Annotated in this window: 20 protein-coding genes; 14 read left to right on the top strand and 6 right to left on the bottom strand. The window is 59.0% G+C overall.

Going from position 1 to position 18,395, the window contains the following annotated elements; genetic code table 11:
• Positions 1-12 precede the first annotated feature (12 nt).
• Both AC1DUY_RS24940 and AC1DUY_RS24935 read left to right on the top strand, forming a co-directional pair.
• Positions 13-405 carry a RidA family protein gene (locus tag AC1DUY_RS24940; RefSeq protein ID WP_068732845.1) on the top strand — a complete coding sequence of 131 codons (393 nt, stop codon included), beginning with the start codon at positions 13-15 and terminating at the stop codon, positions 403-405.
• An 11-nt stretch (positions 406-416) separates the two neighbouring features.
• Positions 417-1,289 (top strand): amidohydrolase family protein, encoded by an 873-nt coding sequence (locus AC1DUY_RS24935; RefSeq protein WP_478117832.1) that lies wholly within the window; start codon positions 417-419, stop codon positions 1,287-1,289.
• Between the two features lie 147 nt (positions 1,290-1,436).
• On the opposite strand, the gene AC1DUY_RS24930 is transcribed toward AC1DUY_RS24935, so the two are convergent.
• Positions 1,437-2,348 (bottom strand): DUF2189 domain-containing protein, encoded by a 912-nt coding sequence (locus tag AC1DUY_RS24930; protein WP_478117830.1) that lies wholly within the window; start codon positions 2,346-2,348, stop codon positions 1,437-1,439.
• 600 nt (positions 2,349-2,948) lie between these two features.
• On the opposite strand from AC1DUY_RS24930, the gene coxB reads away from it, so the two are divergent.
• From coxB to AC1DUY_RS24895, 7 genes are all read left to right on the top strand, one after another.
• Positions 2,949-3,782: a cytochrome c oxidase subunit II gene (coxB, locus tag AC1DUY_RS24925; protein ID WP_089262772.1), complete on the top strand. Its 834-nt coding sequence runs from the start codon at positions 2,949-2,951 to the stop codon at positions 3,780-3,782.
• An 80-nt stretch (positions 3,783-3,862) separates the two neighbouring features.
• Positions 3,863-5,638: a cbb3-type cytochrome c oxidase subunit I gene (locus AC1DUY_RS24920; RefSeq protein WP_093759785.1), complete on the top strand. Its 1,776-nt coding sequence runs from the start codon at positions 3,863-3,865 to the stop codon at positions 5,636-5,638.
• Entirely contained in the window at positions 5,635-6,339 is a 705-nt protein-coding gene (locus tag AC1DUY_RS24915; RefSeq protein ID WP_175368596.1) for a cytochrome c oxidase subunit 3, read from the top strand. The genes AC1DUY_RS24920 and AC1DUY_RS24915 overlap by 4 nt, the downstream gene beginning before the upstream one ends.
• Before the next feature lie 16 nt (positions 6,340-6,355).
• Positions 6,356-7,078 (top strand): heme-copper oxidase subunit III family protein, encoded by a 723-nt coding sequence (locus tag AC1DUY_RS24910; RefSeq protein WP_478117827.1) that lies wholly within the window; start codon positions 6,356-6,358, stop codon positions 7,076-7,078.
• A 9-nt stretch (positions 7,079-7,087) separates the two neighbouring features.
• Complete coding sequence (locus AC1DUY_RS24905; RefSeq protein WP_478117825.1) at positions 7,088-7,453, top strand: cytochrome C oxidase subunit IV family protein; 366 nt, start codon at positions 7,088-7,090, stop codon at positions 7,451-7,453.
• 36 nt (positions 7,454-7,489) lie between these two features.
• Positions 7,490-7,783 (top strand): GYD domain-containing protein, encoded by a 294-nt coding sequence (locus tag AC1DUY_RS24900; RefSeq protein WP_089262762.1) that lies wholly within the window; start codon positions 7,490-7,492, stop codon positions 7,781-7,783.
• A 136-nt stretch (positions 7,784-7,919) separates the two neighbouring features.
• Positions 7,920-8,123: a hypothetical protein gene (locus tag AC1DUY_RS24895; RefSeq protein WP_089262760.1), complete on the top strand. Its 204-nt coding sequence runs from the start codon at positions 7,920-7,922 to the stop codon at positions 8,121-8,123.
• 98 nt (positions 8,124-8,221) lie between these two features.
• On the opposite strand, the gene AC1DUY_RS24890 is transcribed toward AC1DUY_RS24895, so the two are convergent.
• The 3 genes from AC1DUY_RS24890 to AC1DUY_RS24880 all read right to left on the bottom strand — a co-directional run bounded on the left by AC1DUY_RS24890 (position 8,222) and on the right by AC1DUY_RS24880 (position 11,135).
• Positions 8,222-8,986 (bottom strand): slipin family protein, encoded by a 765-nt coding sequence (locus AC1DUY_RS24890; RefSeq protein ID WP_441228514.1) that lies wholly within the window; start codon positions 8,984-8,986, stop codon positions 8,222-8,224.
• Complete coding sequence (locus tag AC1DUY_RS24885) at positions 8,983-10,386, bottom strand: NfeD family protein (RefSeq protein WP_478117822.1); 1,404 nt, start codon at positions 10,384-10,386, stop codon at positions 8,983-8,985. Before AC1DUY_RS24885 ends, AC1DUY_RS24890 begins: the two co-directional genes overlap by 4 nt.
• 329 nt (positions 10,387-10,715) lie before the next feature.
• Complete coding sequence (locus tag AC1DUY_RS24880) at positions 10,716-11,135, bottom strand: CBS domain-containing protein (RefSeq protein ID WP_089262754.1); 420 nt, start codon at positions 11,133-11,135, stop codon at positions 10,716-10,718.
• A gap of 327 nt (positions 11,136-11,462) precedes the next feature.
• Here AC1DUY_RS24880 and AC1DUY_RS24875 point away from each other — a divergent pair, with 327 nt between their 5' ends.
• The gene (locus AC1DUY_RS24875; protein WP_089262752.1) at positions 11,463-12,263 is read left to right on the top strand and encodes an AMP nucleosidase; all 801 of its coding nucleotides are present in this window, start codon (positions 11,463-11,465) and stop codon (positions 12,261-12,263) included.
• Positions 12,264-12,355: 92 nt separating this feature from the next.
• Here AC1DUY_RS24875 and AC1DUY_RS24870 read toward each other — a convergent pair whose 3' ends face one another.
• Entirely contained in the window at positions 12,356-12,826 is a 471-nt protein-coding gene (locus tag AC1DUY_RS24870; protein WP_089262750.1) for an aminoacyl-tRNA deacylase, read from the bottom strand.
• A 550-nt stretch (positions 12,827-13,376) separates the two neighbouring features.
• Between AC1DUY_RS24870 and AC1DUY_RS24865 the strand changes: the two genes are divergently transcribed.
• Positions 13,377-14,555, top strand: a complete 1,179-nt coding sequence (locus tag AC1DUY_RS24865; protein ID WP_478117819.1) for a M20 aminoacylase family protein — start codon at positions 13,377-13,379, stop codon at positions 14,553-14,555.
• A gap of 30 nt (positions 14,556-14,585) precedes the next feature.
• Here AC1DUY_RS24865 and AC1DUY_RS24860 read toward each other — a convergent pair whose 3' ends face one another.
• A complete protein-coding gene (locus AC1DUY_RS24860) occupies positions 14,586-15,263 on the bottom strand; it encodes a GntR family transcriptional regulator (RefSeq protein WP_478117817.1) in 678 nt (225 codons plus the stop codon).
• 179 nt (positions 15,264-15,442) lie between these two features.
• Here AC1DUY_RS24860 and AC1DUY_RS24855 point away from each other — a divergent pair, with 179 nt between their 5' ends.
• Genes AC1DUY_RS24855 through AC1DUY_RS24845 form a run of 3 tightly spaced genes read left to right on the top strand, consistent with a single transcriptional unit; the run spans position 15,443 to position 18,345 of the window.
• Entirely contained in the window at positions 15,443-16,066 is a 624-nt protein-coding gene (locus AC1DUY_RS24855; RefSeq protein WP_478117815.1) for a TRAP transporter small permease, read from the top strand.
• Position 16,067: 1 nt separating this feature from the next.
• A complete protein-coding gene (locus tag AC1DUY_RS24850; RefSeq protein ID WP_089262743.1) occupies positions 16,068-17,333 on the top strand; it encodes a TRAP transporter large permease in 1,266 nt (421 codons plus the stop codon).
• Between the two features lie 28 nt (positions 17,334-17,361).
• Entirely contained in the window at positions 17,362-18,345 is a 984-nt protein-coding gene (locus AC1DUY_RS24845) for a TRAP transporter substrate-binding protein (RefSeq protein WP_089262741.1), read from the top strand.
• The last annotated feature ends 50 nt before the right edge of the window (positions 18,346-18,395 follow it).

Raw genomic sequence — 18,395 nt, 5'->3', positions numbered from 1 at the left:
GAGACTGCAGCCATGACATCTTCCAGGCGCCGCCGCAGCGTTCATATCGGCGAGTTCAAGCACGCAAATCCGATTCCCAATGCCTGCCGCATCAACAATCTGCTGATGTCCGGCGTCATCCTCGGCCGCGATCCCAAGACGAGCGAGATGCCACCCGATCTCGAAAGCCAGTGCGCCAACATGTTCGCGCATATGAAGGCGATCGTGGAAGCCGGGGGCGGCAGCACCGATGACATCATCAAGATGACGGTCTGGCTCAAGGATCGCAGCAATCGTGGGCCGGTCAATGTCGAGTGGCTCAAGATGTTTCCGGACGAACATTCGCGCCCGGCCCGTCATGCGCTCTCCATGGAGATGGAGGGCGGCGCCCTGGTGCAATGCGATTTCACTGCGGTGATCGATTAAAGGAGCGACAGATGCCCGACTATCTTCCATTTGATCCAAACCCGCGCACGCCATCCCGCAAGCCGCCGCCGAAGAGCGTCGACAGTCAGTTCCATGTGCTCGGTCCGGTGGAACGCTATCCCGTCCGGCCCGGCGCGGCCTATCAGATGCCGACGGCAACCTGGGAGGCTGCGCTTCGGGTACACAAGGCCCTTGGTATCGAGCGCGGCATCATCGTGCAGACGACGACATATGGTGCCGATCATTCGGTGGTTCTGGACGGGCTGGCGGCGATGGGGCCGAACTACAAGGCCTGTGCGAATGCGCTGGTTTTCGCCGAGCGTGACGATGCGTATCTCGCCAAGCTGAACGACGCCGGCGTCGGCGGGGCGCGGTTCAGCTTCCGCAAAGAGCTCGGCGCCGTACTGTCGGACAGCGACTACGAGCGCGCGATCGCACGTATTTCCGAACTCGGCTGGTACGCTAAATTCCAGCCGGAGAAGGACGGCATCGTTGCCAACCTCGACAAGATCGCGTCCCTCAAGGTGCCGGTCCTCATCGATCACATGGGCCGCCCGGATCCAACGCTCGGCAAGAACGATCCGAATTTACGTGCGGTTCTCGATCTGCTGTCGAAGGGCAATTTCTGGGTGATGCTCTCGCTCGGCGAAAAGACGTCCAGGAAAGGTCCGCCGTGGGACGACGTCGTTCCCATCGCGCAAGCCTATCTCGAAGCCGCGCCCGATCGCTGCGTCTGGGCAAGCGACTGGCCGCACCCGGTATCGGTCGTCCAGCCGCCGAACGACGCCGACCTGCTTGGATTGCTCTATCGCTACGCGCCGGACGATGCCTTGCTGGAAAAGATACTAGTCACAAATCCGGCAAAGCTGTTTGGGTTCTCCTGATAGATAATGGGCGGACATCCTGCCGGGAGCGGAGTCCGCTTCCGGCAGGGTATGCCGATCGCCCCTCATTCGGGCGGGTTTCATCCGCGCGGGGTGGCTCGACGTATTCTGAAGCCGACATGTGCGTCTCCGGTCGTTTGTTTCGACCTACGGCTTATCGCGACCCCACGGGAAGAGAGAGACCGGAAAATCGGCCGCATAGCGCCGCCCTTTCGGTGGACGCGGAGGCTCCTGCCGAGGATTCGGGTCCGGCTCCAGCACCTTGCGATAAAGATGCCAGGTGGCATGACCGAGTAGGGGCAGAACAACGGCGAGACCGACGAATAACGGCAGCGAACCGGCCACCAGCAGCGCGGCCACAATCAGACCCCATGCGGCCATCGTCACAGGATTTTTCATCACCACCCGCAGCGAGGTCTGAACTGCGTCTGTCACGCTCGCATGTCGGTCGAGCATCAGCGGAAACGCCACGACGCTAACGCACAGGGCCATGATAGCGAACAATAGTCCGACGCCGCAGCCCTGGACGATCAGTTGGTGCCCCTCTGTGGTTGTGAAGATGCGCGATGCGAAATCGGGAATGCTGGCCGCAGGGGCATTGCCGAACTTGGAGACGTAAATCGCATTCGCTGTGGTCACCCAGACCACGAACAAAATGAGCAGGAGCGTGCCGAGGCCAAGCATGGCCCCGAAGGACGGCGAGCGCAGCACGCCGAGTGCATGCCATGCCGACGCCTCTTCGCCGCGTTCGCGACGGCGGCTGAGTTCATAGAGACCGAGGGCTGCAAAAGGACCAATCAACGCAAAACCGGCGGCTAGCGGGAAAAGCAGCGGTAACACCGAATAGCCAAGGGTCATTCTGGCCAGCACAAGCCCGAGAACAGGATAGATGACGCACAGAATAATGGCGTGACTCGGAACCGCCTTGAAGTCCTCCCAGCCCAGCCGCAACGCTTCATGCAGATCGGACAACCCGATCTTGCGAATGACGGGCGCGGCAACGCTATCGGAAGCGCTTGGTACTGTCTGCGAGATCTTGTCAGAATACGGAGTAGCCATGGTCACGATCTCCCATGCGTTCGCACCGGCGAGATCGGGTCATTTTCAAATGACGAGCATTCGCCTTCGTGCGCAGAAATCGCGACTGGTTCTGGAAGACGGCCAAGTTCAACGAAGAGAGCTTTGCCGAGCAAAACCTGTCGCAACCTGTGCAGCAAGTTTAGCGCAATCAGAAAAGAATAGCACGCACTGTTCGGTGAATTCTTCCTTTGTAAGGTTTACGTTTCACCGCGTGGCTGATGGCAATTGACGCATCACTTTATCTGTCCTGCGGACGCGCGGCGTGGTGTATTGCAATGCGATATGAGAATCCGTTGCGCGTGCCATTGCTCAACGGTTCGATCGTGGTGCTATCGTCGTCGTGAGGAATAAGCCGGTCTATTGACAATCAAGCCTGCCGGGGAACATCCTGTAGTGGCAAGTGCCCGTAGTTCGACGACACCAGCGATCGCAACTTTTCGAATTCGATGTTGCGACCGGTTAGAGGGCAAGGCGGCCAGCATTATGATGGCGAGCTCGAAATCAGCCATCGATGCAGACGTGAACTGCGCCCTTTTCTAAGTCTTGTCCGCAGCCTCTAGAGGCAAGGATGAACAAGGGATGGCTGTAGCATTCATACTGCTGTTGGTCGCAGTCGCTTCGGTGCTGTTTCACCTCCTTAGCCCATGGTGGTGGACGCCGATCGCATCGAACTGGAGTTACATCGACGACACGATCACCATGACGTTCTGGATCACCGGAGCGGTCTTCTTCGCGATCGTCGCATTCATCGCCTATTGCATCTTCCGTTTTCATCACAAGGAAGGAAGACAAGCGGCCTATGAGCCCGAAAACAAGAGGCTCGAATGGTGGCTCACCATAGGGACCGCGATCGGTGTCGGAGCGATGTTGGCGCCCGGTTTGGTTGTCTGGCATCAGTTTGTGACGGTGCCGTCCGATGCAACAGAGATCGAGGTCATGGGCCAGCAATGGCGCTGGAGCTACCGGCTGCCAGGAAAAGACGGCCGGCTCGGGACGGTCGATGCCCGCAACGTCAGTGCCGAGAATCCACTGGGCTTGAATCCGAACGATCCCAATGGTCAGGACGACGTCGTGGTTGAGAACGACGATTTGCATCTCCCGATCGGGAAGCCGGTCAAGGTGTTGCTCCGTTCAATCGACGTTCTGCACGATTTCTACGTGCCTGAGTTCCGGGCGAAGATGGATATGGTGCCGGGCTCGGTCACATACTTCTGGTTCACTCCCACGCGCACAGGAACATTCGAGGTTCTTTGCGCGGAATTGTGCGGCATCGCGCATGCGCAAATGCGGAGCAACGTCATCGTCCAGGAAGAGAGCGAATATCATGCATGGCTGGAGAAGCAGCAGACATTCGCAGCGTTATCCGGCCACCGACCCATCACGAAGGCGACTTACAAGACCCGCGGCAAATAGCAGGACCGGCGCGGCGGCGTTGCACGTTGTAACACTTACGATGAGCGACGATCAGAGGATAAATCCGGGAGGACATTTTAATGGTTGATGTCCCGTCTGACGTACTCGCAGGAATTCCGCCGGCCGAAGTGGGTGAGGTCGATCTCTATCACCCGCGAAGCTGGTGGACGCGATATGTCTTCTCGCAAGATGCCAAGATCATTGCGGTCCAGTATGCGATGACAGCAATGGCCATCGGTATGGTCGCGCTGGTGCTGTCGTGGCTGATGCGGCTGCAGCTCGGATTTCCCGGAACGTTTTCGTTTATCGATCCGAGCCAGTATCTTCAGTTCATCACCATGCATGGCATGATCATGGTGATCTACCTTCTCACGGCGCTGTTTCTCGGAGGCTTCGGGAATTATCTCATCCCGTTGATGGTCGGTGCTCGCGACATGGTGTTCCCCTATGCGAACATGCTGAGCTACTGGATCTATCTGCTTGCCGTGCTGGTGCTGGTTGCGACCTTCTTTGTACCGGGTGGGCCGACCGGCGCTGGCTGGACGCTGTATCCGCCGCAGGCCATTCTTTCCGGAAGCCCCGGACAGGAAGCAGGCATCATCATGATGCTGGTGTCGCTGATCCTGTTCATTATCGGCTTCACCATGGGCGGCTTGAATTACGTCGTGACGGTGCTGCAGGGTCGCACGCGCGGAATGACGCTGATGCGGCTGCCTTTGACGGTGTGGGGCATTTTTACAGCGACCGTGATGGCCTTGCTCGCATTTCCAGCCTTGTTCGTCGCCTCGGTGATGATGCTGTTCGATCGGCTTCTTGGCACCAGCTTCTTCATGCCAACGCTCGTGGAGATGGGTCAGCTGGGGAAGTACGGCGGTGGCAGTCCGCTGTTGTTCCAGCACCTGTTCTGGTTTTTCGGCCACCCCGAAGTCTATATCGTTGCGTTACCTGCTTTTGGCATTGTCTCTGACCTCATCAGCACTCATGCGCGAAAGAATATTTTCGGTTATCGCATGATGGTGTGGGCGATTGTCGGAATCGGAGCGATGAGCTTCGTGGTGTGGGCGCACCACATGTATGTCAGTGGCATGAATCCGAAGTTCGGATTTTTCTTCGCAACAACGACCCTCATCATCGCGATCCCCACGGCGATCAAGGTTTACAACTGGATCCTGACCCTGTGGCGTGGCGACATTCACCTCACCGTTCCGATGCTGTTCGCGCTCGCATTCATTATCACGTTCGTTAATGGCGGCCTGACTGGCCTGTTCCTCGGCAACGTCGTCGTGGACGTTCCGTTGTCCGATACCATGTTCGTGGTCGCCCATTTTCACATGGTCATGGGGGTTGCGCCGATCATGGTCGTGTTTGGTGCGATCTATCACTGGTATCCGAAAGTGACGGGACGGATGCTGAACGAGACGCTGGGGCGCTTCCATTTCTGGGTCACGTTCCTTGGAGCTTACGCGATCTTCTTCCCCATGCATTATCTCGGGCTGCTGGGTGTGCCGCGCCGCTATCACGACATCGGTGGGACGGCATTCGTCCCGGCGTCGGCCCATGACCTGAATGCATTCATGAGTATCGCTGCGCTCATCGTCGGCTTTGCCCAGCTCGTATTTGTGTTCAACATGATCCGGAGCCTGTCCAAGGGCGAGGACGCCGGCGGCAATCCGTGGAACGCGACCACGCTCGAGTGGCAAACGCCGCAGACGCCGCCGGCACATGGCAACTGGGGCAAGGAACTCCCGGTCGTCTATCGCTGGGCTTATGATTATAGCGTGCCCGGCGCAGCACGGGATTTCATCCCCCAGAATGAACCGCCGGCCAGCTCGACGCCGAAGGGAGCGCATCCATGACGGCCATCGTCCTGTTCATGGCTGGAATAGCGGCCATTGCGGGATGGTGGCTCTCGCAGCAACGGCTTGCGGCCAAGCCCTGGCTGGAGGAGGGGGCGGTCGGCGATTTTCCCGGCGGAAGTTCGATGTCGTTGCCGGCGGCGAAAATAGGTTTGGGTGTGTTTCTCGCGGTCGTCGGGTCGTTGTTTGCGCTCTTCGTCAGCGCTTACTCCATGCGCATGCAACTGATCGACTGGCGGTCGCTGCCCGTGCCCGGGTTGCTGTGGTTCAACACCGGTGTTCTGGTCGTGAGCAGCGGCGCGCTGCAATGGGCGCAGGTTTCCGCCCGTCGCAACGACAGCGAAAATGTGCTGACCGGCCTGCTTGCAGGCGGCGTTTCGGCCGTTGTTTTCCTGATAGGTCAGTTGCTGGTGTGGCAGCAGCTCAACACCCGGGGCTACTTTCTGGCGGCCAATCCTGCCAACGCCTTCTTCTATCTGATCACCGCGATTCATGGACTGCACTTGCTCGGCGGTCTCGTCGCTCTGGGCAGAACCATCGTCAAGGCATGGCGTGGTGTTGAAATCCCGCGCCTGCGTTTGAGTGTGGAACTGTGCACGATGTATTGGCATTTCCTGCTTTTGGTCTGGTTGATCCTGCTCGCTCTGCTGACAGGCTGGGCGGATGACTTCGTCACCATCTGTCGCCAGTTGCTGACATAGGGAAGGCTTCGATGCGATGACAGAGACTGTGCTGACAAACATCGAAAAGCGCCGAACGACGACCGTAGGCTGGCAAGGTATTGTCGCCGACTGGTCCTCGGATCAACGGGCATTCAAGAATGTATCCTGGGGAAAGGCCATGATGTGGATCTTTCTCCTCAGCGATACCTTTATCTTCGGTTGCTTCCTGCTGTCGTACATGACGGCGCGCATGTCCACGACGGTGCCCTGGCCAAACCCGAGTGAAGTCTTCGCTCTGACGATTGCAGGACAACACATCCCGCTCATTCTGATTGCCATCATGACCTTCGTGCTGATCAGCAGCAGCGGGACCATGGCTATGGCCGTCAATTTCGGCTACCGCCACGATCGCCGCAAAACGGCGATTCTGATGCTGGTGACCGCCGCGTTCGGTGCGACATTTGTCGGAATGCAGGCTTTCGAATGGACGAAGCTGATCATGGAGGGGGTGAGGCCCTGGGAAAATCCGTGGGGGGCAGAGCAATTCGGCTCATGCTTTTTCATGATTACAGGATTCCACGGAACGCACGTAACGATTGGCGTGATTTTCCTGATCATCATTGCGCGAAAGGTTTGGCGCGGAGATTTCGAGACTGAACGTCGGGGATTTTTCACAAGCCGGAAGGGGAACTACGAGATCGTCGAAATCACCGGCCTGTATTGGCATTTCGTCGATTTGGTATGGGTGTTTATCTTTGCCTTTTTCTATCTTTGGTGAGGGAAAAACATGGCTGAAGTCACGCTACATGCAACACCTCATGCAACTCCCGCGGGACATGCCGAGGGACACCAGCACCCGATCAAGCTTTATCTCGTGGTCTGGGGATGGCTGTTTGTCTTGAGTACATGCTCTTACCTCGTCGACTACTTCAACCTGCAGGGATATCTGAGGTGGTCTCTCATCGTGCTGTTCATGATGTTGAAGGCGGGCTTGATTGTTGCGGTCTTCATGCACATGGCGTGGGAGCGTCTGGCTTTGGCCTATGCCATCCTGCTCCCGCCGTTGGTGTTGTTGGTTTTTGTCGGGATCATGGTGTTTGAATCGGACTACACGTTGTTGAGCCGGATCATTTTCTTCAAGACTGGGGCGTGAAGATGAGCGGGGGTCTCGTGCGCAAGGAGGACTTCCATGACCACATATATCATGCTTGCAAACTGGACTGATCAAGGTGTCCAGCATGTCAAGGACTCGCCGCGTCGTCTCGACTTGGCGAAGAAAGCTCTCAAGGATATGGACGGAGAGTTCAAATCGTTTTTTCTGACCATGGGCGACTATGACATCGTCGCGGTTTACGAAGCGCCGGACGATGCCGTCGCCGCGCGATTCAACTTGCAGCTGGGTATGCTGGGAAACATTCGAACGCATACATTGAAAGCGTTTCCCGAAACGGCCTACCGGGAGATCATCAAGTCGCTGGACTGATTGCGGATCGGAAACGCGTCCGCGAGGTGCTACGCGCCGGTCAAATGATATGTCGACAGGAACGACGGCCGAGATGGCGCCCGCTGGCGGAAAGTAGGCGAGGACACAATTGCAGTGAAGACGAGGTGATGCGCAGATGCAATTTACCGTTGGATTCAAGCTGAAGGGCAAGGCGGGCCATGTCGTCGTGGACGCCGAGGACGCGCTTGTCGCCGCTCTGAAAGTCAAGGCGGAGCTCCCGGAAGCGATGACAATGTACGTGCGTCCACAAAACCGGCGCGGCGACGCACGACACCCGTCACATGTGCCTGTCGACGAGCGCGCCGAGGATACTCATTGATGGTAAATTGGGGTGATGAGCAAGCCAGCGCAAGCCATGGTTCGTTCGGGCCATGACAGACTCAAGCTGAAGCTGGCGCAGAAGCACAAGAAATAAACTCACGGTACTCTGCCCGGCCGCAGCGTCATATGGCTGAGCAGATCCATCGGCAACGGAAAGACCACAGTCGATGACCGCTCGCCTGCAATGTCGTGCAACGCCGCAAAATAGCGCAGCTGCATCGCTTGCGGCTCCTGAGCGAGGATCCGGCCAGCCTCGACGAGCTTCTCGGCGGCTTGCTGCTCGCCTATCGCATTGATCACTTTCGCCCGCCGCAGCCGCTCCGCCTCGGCCTGCTTGGCGATGGCACGCACCATGTTCTCATTGAGGTCGATATCCTTGATCTCGATGTTGGTGACCTTGATGCCCCACGCGTCAGTTTGCTGATCGAGGATCTCCTGAATGTCGGCGTTGAGTTTGTCGCGCTCTGCGAGCATTTCATCCAGCTCATGCTTGCCGAGCACGGAGCGCAGCGTGGTCTGCGCTAACTGGCTAGTCGCGGCCATGAAATTCCCGACCTTGATGATCGCACGTTCCGGGTCGACGATGCGGAAATAGAGAACGGCATTCACCTTGACGGAAACGTTATCGCGGGAAATGACGTCCTGCGGCGGCACATCTTGCACCATCACCCTGAGATCGGCCTTCACCATCTGCTGCACGAACGGAATAAGGATGATGAGCCCCGGACCTTTCACGCCGGTGAACCGTCCGAGCGTGAAGACGATGCCGCGCTCGTATTCCCGCAGGATGCGAATGGCGGAGGAGAGAAAGGCGATCACGATGATCGCGAGCAGCGAATAGGCTATGTAATCGAGCATCATCGCACACCTCCCTCGCCGGCGCTGAGTGCCGGCCGGCGACGCACCATCAGCGTCAGATCCGTGATGCTGGCGATCTCGACCGTCTCTCCGGGCTTGAATGTTTCCATGCCGCGGGCTCGCCAGCGCTCACCCTGCGTGAAGACGTGACCTTCGATGTCATTCCAGTCGAGAACTTCGGCGGGCAGGCCCCGCATGGCCTGCGCGCCGATTCGTGCCGGAGCTTTGCGGGCGCGCCGGAGCGAGCCGAGCACAATGAGAAGCAGTCCGATGAACATTGCCGTCACGATGCCGACGAGCGTCCATGACAGCCGGTATCCGGGCGCTTCGATCCTGAACAACATCAACCCACCAAGGACGAGGGCAATGGCTCCGCCGAGGCCAAGAACCACGGTCGGGTTGAAGGCCTCGATAATCAGAAGCGCGATCCCCAACATCATCAGCCCAAGGCCGGCATAGTTGATCGGCAGCAGGTTGAAGGCATAGAGGCCCAACAGCAGACAGATCGTACCGACCACGCCGGGCGCGACAGCGCCAGGAGACATGAACTCAAAAATCAGGCCGTAGATGCCAACCAGCAGAAGAATGAAGGCGACGTTGGGATTGGTGATCACAGACAGAAATTGCGAGATCCATCCGGAATCGATCGTCTCGATCATCGCATCCTTCGTCGCCAGATGCCGTCTGTCCCCACCGGGGAGCTCCACGACGCGACCATCGACTTGCCTGAGCAGTTCGACCGGGTCGCGCGCAATGAGATCGATGACACTCGCTTGCAACGCAGCACTGGCGGAAAGACTGGCTGCCTCGCGGACAGCCTTCTCGGCCCAATCGGCGTTACGTCCGCGTAACTCGGCCAGGCTGCGGATAAAGGCGACGGCGTCGTTTGTCGCCTTCGCCATCATCGCATCCTTCGGCTCCGTTTGTTGGGCGCCGTCTTTCTTGTCCTTGCCTTCTTTGTCAGGGGGGATGCCCGGCAGGCCTGGCACCGGACTGCCGATTTGCACGGGCGTCGCCGCGCCGAGATTGGTGCCCGGCGCCATTGCGGCGATATGCGTTGCATAGAGGAGATAAGTGCCGGCGCTGGCAGCATGGGCTCCCGACGGGGCGACATAGCCTATGACAGGGACGGGAGATGCCAGCACGTCGGCGATGGTCTCGCGCATGCTGGTGACGAGACCGCCCGGCGTATTCAGACGCAGAATAACAGCTTCGGCACGCCGTTCGCTTGCCTTGGCGAGTGCGTCTTTCACATAATTGGCAGTTGCCGGTCCGATCGCTCCGTCGATTGCGATCGTCAGCACAAGTTTCCCGCTCCCCTCCGCCGAGACAGGCGTGGTGGGAGAGACAGCCAGAGCGACAATCGCAATTGTCGCCGCAAGAGTAGCCTGTACGGTCTGCACAGCCTGGACTCCCTTATCAAGATGATGTGGGGGGTCCTGGCAGAATCTCAATACGACGGGGATTGGCGAGCCGCCGCTCGCTGTCGAAACGAATGTGAGGGTTGCGTAAGACGAGAAGAATCGTCGATATTATCAGGCAGTCTCAATGGCATAAGAAGTTCGCAGTTTCGATCCACGCCCTTGCTTCGTCTCCAAACAATGGCGCGACCGCGTAGGCACGACCTTCTTCATCGCGGCTCGATGAGCAAAGTTCTTTCATCGAACTGTTCGACGATCGTGCCGACGGCCGCGCCCCTCCGCCGGATCGCAAGAGGAGCGCTGGCCGTGTTTCAGTGATGGGCCGAAACGCTCTTGACGCATTCGGACAACAAATCACCTGACGCAGAATGGCTGACGTCGCCCAGACTGACGATACCGACCATCCGTTTACTCTTGTTGATCACCGGCAGCCTGCGGACCCGCAGTTTCTCCATGTGACGTATTGCCTTTGCGAGATCGTCGTCCTCCCGGCAACAATGGATACCTTCGGTCATCACATCGCGCGCCGTCGCGCGGCCGGCATCGAAGCTGTTCCTCGCGAGCCCTTTACAGACAATGTCGCGGTCGGTCACCATCCCAATCAGGCGGTCGTCCTCGCCAACCGGAACGCAGCCAATGTCATGCCCCCGCATCAATTTCGCGAGTTCGGTGACAGGGGTATCGGGGCTGACCCAGTCGACACCTTTGTGCATCACCTCTTTGACTTTCATGGCGAACCTCCGTTCCTAGAGTTCAGGTGAATTGATGCAATGCAGTATGTCTCGCCTCCCTCCATGTCCTCCAACTATACAATCAATTACGTGCGAGGTCGCAGAAGAAAACATCATTCCTGCGCGATCAGACCGGACAAACGCGGCCGCTGTTGCAATCCACCCTCCTGAACAGCGCGCATTCGACGCAAGGCCCGGACCATCCACGGTTGCAAGTGGATTAATGGAACCCAAATAATCCAAACGTGTCTCATTGGACAGGGAGCGGTCCTATCCACTAGTTTGGCAGGCGGCGGTGTTGCACACCTCCGGACGAGATCATTGGGAATGAAAGAGAAAAAGGATATCGTAGAAAACTGGTTGCCGCGTTACACCGGCACGCCGCTTGCTGAGTTCGGAGAGTATGTTCTCTTGACCAACTTCGACAACTACGTCGAATGGTTCGCCACGGCGTATGGCAGTTTAGTAAAGGGCGCAGATCGACCGATGCCCAATGCGACTGCCGACGGTATCACTCTGATTAACTTCGGCATGGGAAGCCCGAATGCTGCAACCGTGATGGATCTGTTAAGTGCCATCGCGCCGAAAGCCGTGTTATTTCTCGGCAAATGCGGTGGGTTGAAACGCAAAAATAAAATTGGCGATTTGGTTCTACCGATTGCGGCTATTCGGGGCGAAGGCACCTCAAATGATTACTTGCCCCCGGAGGTTCCTGCGTTGCCCGCGTTCCAGTTGCAACGCGCGGTGTCGACCATGATCCGCGATCTCGGTCACGACTATTGGACCGGTACCGTGTACACGACCAATCGTCGTGTCTGGGAACATGATGATCGCTTCAGGGATATATTGCGTCGTACACGGAGCATGGCGATCGACATGGAGACCGCAACAATCTTTGCTGCGGGATTTGCCAATCACATTTCGACTGGCGCACTGCTTCTCGTGTCCGATCAGCCAATGATTCCCGAGGGTGTGAAGACCGAAGCGTCGGATCAGGAGGTGACCGCGAACTATGTCGAAAGGCATATCAGGATCGGGGTGGAGGCCTTGAAGCTTGTGCGGCGCCGCGGCCGCAGCGTCAAGCATTTGCGTTTCGAAGACGATTTCGATGCAGGGCATGAGACGTAAGGAGGCGTCGCACCGCTGCGGCGACAATTAAGCAGCGGCACGATCTTTCCATTCGGGACCGCGACGGTCGCCGCGGATCGTCCGACTAATTCTCAGTCATGCGCGCTAAAGCGCCCGTGCTGCGCGTTGGCCATCAGGCGAGCAAACTGCGCGTGACCCATATGAAGCAGCGTCTCGTGATCGCCAGCTTCCAGATAGACCTCCGGCTGTGCCTGGATGCTGTCGTCGACGATGATATCCAGCCCGTAGCACTTACCGACGGCAGGAACTGCACCGTGTGCGCAGTCGCGGAACAGCTGATGGATCTCGGTTTCATCGGCCATGTGGACATTGTCGCCGAGTGATGTCCTCAGGTCCGACAGGCGGAGGTGATGCGATGCGGGCAAGACGGCCAGTATATATTCGCCGTCACGCCGCAACACGATGCCTTTGGCGAGGCGATCGCCCGAGATATGACATGCCTCAGCCGTGCCAGAGGACGTCATACGAAGTTCGTGCGGGATCACCTCGTATTGGATGTTTTCAGCGGCCAGGTATTTTTGCAGGGTGGGAGCAATGGTCATGGCGTGACCTCCGGGGCAAAATGCAAGCCATCCATCGTAAGGTCTTTGTCTGCAGACTCTCGCCGTGCGATGGGCGGCCGCGTGGTTATAGGCTCAGCATAGGCCTCCCATCCGACAGCTGCAATTCGTTATCGATGACCAACTCTCTCGCGAGATAGTCAGGCCCCCGCGCTGTCGATGGTGGGTGCGCGAGCGCCGCGACACTTCTTCTCTTCCCCAAAAGGGGGGCTGCTGTCCATTTGAGCGCATGCGAGGATCGCGTGAGGTATTCAATCGAAATTATATATCTATTTCAAAAGCATAGGAGTTCGCAGTTTTATTCTGAATGGCATGCCATTTTCCAGAACGCATAGCATTCACAGACAGGCTGATCGATCACGATGTCGATCATGTGGTGGCGCGCGTCTCCCAGCCGCTAATCCCAACTGCTTGGTGTCACCACGGGTCAGCGCCGAAGTAAGTGGGGCGAGCAGCGTGTGCGGTCGGTTGGTTGCGAGGGCATGATCACCGGGCTAGCCTATGGGCAGGACAAGTCCAAAGGTGAGAGCATATGACCCCGCGCGAACGTCTCGACCAATTGCACCCGGAAATGACCGCATGGCGCAGGGATTTCCATGCGCATCCGGAGATTGGCTTCGAGGAGGAGCGCACTAGCGCGCTGGTAGCGGAGCGGTTGTCGGAGTGGGGTATCGAGGTGCATCGCGGTTTCGGCGGCACCGGCGTCGTCGGCGTGATCCGCGGCCGCCATCAGGCTGCCGGCAGCAACCGGGCCATTGGATTGCGTGCGGATATGGACGCGCTGCCGATGGAGGAGGGCAACGGTTTTGCCCATCGCTCGCAGAACGCCGGCCGCATGCATGCCTGCGGCCATGACGGTCACACCACCATGTTGCTCGGGGCGGCCAAGTATCTTGCGGAGACGCGCAATTTCGCCGGCACGGTGCATCTGATCTTTCAGCCGGCCGAGGAAGGGCTCGCTGGCGCCAAGGCGATGATGGACGACGGGTTGTTCGAGCGTTTCCCCTGCGATTCCATCTATGCGATCCACAACAGCCCGGACATGCCGCTCGGCACCGTCAAGGCGCTGACCGGCACGGCGCTAGCGGCGATCGATTATTTCAAGGTGACGCTGCGTGGGCGCTCGTCGCATGGCGCGCATCCGCATCAGGGCATCGATACGGTGGCCATGGCCGCGCAAGTGGTGAATGCCTTGAACGCGATCCCGTCGCGCCAGATCGATGCGCTGGAATCCGCCGTCATCAGCATCGGCCAGATCCATGGCGGTACCTCGGACATCGTTCTGCCCGAGACGGTGGAGTTGCGCGGCTCGGTACGTACGCTGAAGCCCGAGGTGCGCGAACGCGTCGAGGAGTTGTTCATGCGCGCGGTGACGCTGACCGCGCAAGCCTGCGGCGGCACGGCGGAGATCGAGTATCGCCACGCCTATCCGGCCACCATCAACACGGCCGACGAGACGGTGCGCGCGGCAGAAGCCGCGGCGGCGGTGCCGGGCGTTACCGAGGTGCTGCGCGAAGGCAATCCAATTCTTGCCGGTGAAGATTTCGCGTTCATGCTCGAACGCAACCGTGGTGCCTATCTGATGTTCGGGCAGCGCACCGCCGACAAGGGCGGCGTGCCCGTTCACAATCCCGGCTACGATTTCAACGACGATCTCCTGCCGATCGGCGCGAGCTATCTCGCCGGGCTGGTGGAGCAGGAGCTCGCATAGACCGCAATCAGCGCGATTCGAGCGGCGCGTCTATGCCGCGCCGCTCTTCGGAATGGTGCGGCCGATCACGCGCAGAAGATCGGCGCGCACCGATTCGATGTGACATTCGAGAAAGCGGCAGGCGTCGTCGATCTGCTGGCTGCGGCACAGCGCGATGAGTTCGGCGTGTTCTTTCTCGGCGATGCCCATCGCGGTGGTGGTCGAGAGTTGCATGCGCGTGTAGCGGTCGCTGGTTTGCAGCAGTGCCATCACGATCGACTGCGTGCGCGGCTGCCGCGCCCGGACATACATCGCCATGTGGAAATCGGCGTTGAGCTGTCCCCATTCGCTGATATTGCCGGCGGCAATCGCCTTCTCGAAGCGGTGCTGGATGTCGTCGAGTGCAGCGAAGTCGTTGTCGACAAAATGCGGCGCGGACTGCGCCAGCATCCGTGGCTCGAGGATGGCCCGGAGATCGAACACGTCGTTGATTTCGTCGAGCGACAGTTCCGAAACGATGGCGCCCTTTTGCGGGACGATCTTCACCAGCCCTTCGGCCTCAAGCTGAAACAGGGCTTCCCGCACCGGAATTCGGCTCACGCCATAGGCCTCGCCCAAAGCGTCCTGGCGCAACTGCGCGCCAGCCGGATGGGTGCCGTCGAGGATGGCCTGCCGGAGTTGATCCGCGATCATGGCCGACAGGGTGCGGTGCTTTAGCGGCGCGCTCATTGATTTATCAAGCCTTTTCTCTGGATTTCGGCCGGATTGATCTCAGATCTCGTCCCGTCTTCGCTGCCGCACAAAAACTCCTCAAGGCGCGAATTTGTGCAAATCAGCGTTTGACAGAGAAATTGTATAAATTATACGATCCAAAAATCATATCACAATCGTGACAGTGGGGGCCGTTTATGAGTGACCAGACGATGTCGACGGCCCCGGCCATCGGGGCCCGCCGGGTCATCCTGGCGGCGTCGTCCGGGCTGCTGGCCTTCGAGCGCGTGGCCTTGATGGGCCTGATGTATCTGCTGACGGCGCTGATCCTGGTGAATGTCGTCACCCGTTATTCGCACTTCCCAATCTACTGGATCGATGAGTCGGCGGTGTATTCGGTGGTCTGGCTGACCTTCATCGGCGCCTCCGCCATGACTCGCCTGCGGCTCGACTTCGCGGTCACCATGATGACCGAGCGCCTGTCGGCCAGGAGCCAGCAGATCTTCAAGATTATCGCCACGAGCACGGTGATCGTGTTCGGTATCGGCCTGATCGTCACCTGCCTGCTGTGGATGGATCCGATAGGCCTGGCGCAGGCGGGCTTCGACGCGAAGAAGTTCGCCGGCCAGACCTTCAATTTCCTCTACACCGAACGTACCCAGACGCTGAACTGGCCGACCTGGGTCCTCTATCTGACACTGCCGATCTTTGCGGTGTCGATCACCATCCATGGCATCGCCAACCTGCTTGAGGACCTCGGCCTCGTCGCCAAGGTGCCGCCGAAAGGCTTCCAGCTCTCCGAACTCGACGGGGTGAACTAATATGATCACCTTCGCCGCATTCACGGTGATCATGCTGGTCGGCGTCCCGATCGGCCTTTGTCTCTGCCTCGCCGGCTTCGTCTACATCATGGCGTCCGGCAATCCGGTGCTGTTCCAGTCCTATCCGCTGCAACTGTTCGGCGGCGTCGACAGCTACGGTCTGATCGCGATCCCGCTGTTTATCCTGATCGGCGAGATCATGAATGGCGGCGGCATCACCAAGCGCATCGTCGACATGGCGATGGCCTTTGTCGGCTCGCTGAAGGGCGGGCTGGCTTACGTCAACATTCTCGCCAACATGTTCATCTCCTCCATTCTCGGCTCGGCGACCGCACAGGTCGCGATCATGGCGCAGATCATGGTCCCGGAGATGGAGAAGAAGGGCTACGACAAAACCTTTGCGGCCGGCCTCACCGCCTATGGCGGCATGCTTGGCCCCATCATTCCGCCGTCGGTGATGTTCGTCGTCTACAGCGTACTGGCGCAGGTATCGGTTAGCGACATGCTGATCGCCGGCATCATTCCCGGCGTGATCCTGACCGGCATGTTCTGCGTCGTCATCGCGCTGATGGGCTACATCTACAATTATCCGCGCGCCGAATATCAGACGCCGAAACAGCGTGTGATGACCATCCTGCGTACATCTCCCACATTGCTCATCCCCATCGTCATCGTCGGCTCCATCCTCGGCGGTCTGGCGAACGCAACGGAATCGGCTGCCGTCGGCGCTGTCGCCGCTGCTGTTGTCGGCAAATACTGGACCAAGGAATTCGAGTGGTCGCAACTGCCGCAAATGATGCTGCGCTCGGGCATCTATTCGGCGATCGTGCTGTTTCTCGTTGCCGCTGCCGCCGTGTTTTCCTGGGTTCTGATCTTCGGCAAGGTGCCGCAGGAGACCGCCGCCTGGATCCAGACTGTTGCCAAGGATCCGATCAGCTTCATGCTGATCTGCAATGTCATCCTGCTGGTCATCGGCACGGTGATCGACGGCGTGCCCGGCCTGATCATGACCGTGCCGATCCTGCTGCCGGTGGCGACCGAGATCTACCACATCGACCCGCGTCACTTCGGCGTAGTCGTCGTGATCAATCTCGTGCTCGGATTGCTGTCGCCGCCGGTCGGACTCTGTTTCTTCGTCGCCGCCGCCGTCACAGGCGCCAAGCCCGGCAAGATGTTCATGGTGACGCTGCCGTTCTTCTTCATCTCATGCATCCTGTTGGTGCTGCTCTCGCTCTATCCGTATCTGTCTCTCGCCCTCATCAAGTAAGCCCCATACCCATCAAGGAGCCTCCGTCATGACCATCTCACGTCGTCGCTTCCTCGCCGCATCGGCAGCTGCTTCGGTGTTTGCGCCGTCGCTCGCATTGGCGCAGGCCAAGGAGCTGCGTCTCGGCCTGATCACGCCGAACGGCCATTCCTGGAACAAGGCTGCGCTGAAGCTCGCCGATCAGCTCAAGGAAGAGACCAAGGGCCGTCTCACCATGACGGTGTTTCACTCCGGCCAGCTCGGCAACGAAGCAGCGATGATGCAGCAGTTGCAGACCGGCGCGCTCGATATGGGCTTCATTCAGGCTGCCGAACTCGGTTCGCGCGTGCCGCATATCGCGGCGATCAACGCGCCTTACATCGTGCGCTCAACGCCGGCCGTCGCGAAATTCGTGCGTCATCCGGCGGCAGTCAAACTGTTCGACGTGCTTCCTGCGGAAACCGGCACCATTGGCCTCGGCTGGGGCATCACCGGCATGCGCGCGGTCTTCGCGGTCAGGGATCTCAACACGCTCGCTGACATCAAGGGCATGAAGCTGCGTATCAATCCGACGCCGGTCTATCGCGACTTCTACTCATCGCTCGGCGCCGCACCGACGCCGATTCCGACGCCGCAGGTGTTCGACGCCATGTCGAATGGCCAGGTCGATGGTCTTGAAGCCGATCTGGAATTCTCCTGGAACCAGCGCTTCGACAAGGTGTCGAAGTCGATCCTGCAGATGAATGCCGTCTTCATGCCGATGGCCGCGGTCGTGTCCGGCCGCGTCTGGCAGTCGCTGCCCGCCGCAGACAAGGAGCTGATCACCAAGGCGGTGAAGTCGACGCTCGATGCGCAGATCGACGAATTGGCTGCTGGCGAGCCGGCACTGATCGAGAATTTCAAGGGCACGTCGGTGCCGGTGCGTCAGGTGGCCGTCAAGGATACCGAAGCCGTCATTGCTGAATTCGACAAGATCTGGCTGCCCAAAGCGCCTGTGCTCGCCGAGCTGCGCAAGGTCGGTGCGACGATCTGATCCTCTAATTCTCGCCCATCATCTTCATCAGCCGGCGCGCTATGCGCGCC

It is taken from the genome of Tardiphaga sp. P4_G1, assembly GCF_056401215.1.
Note: the sequence above shows the minus strand (reverse complement) of the source record. Positions and strands in the feature narration are given on the sequence as shown.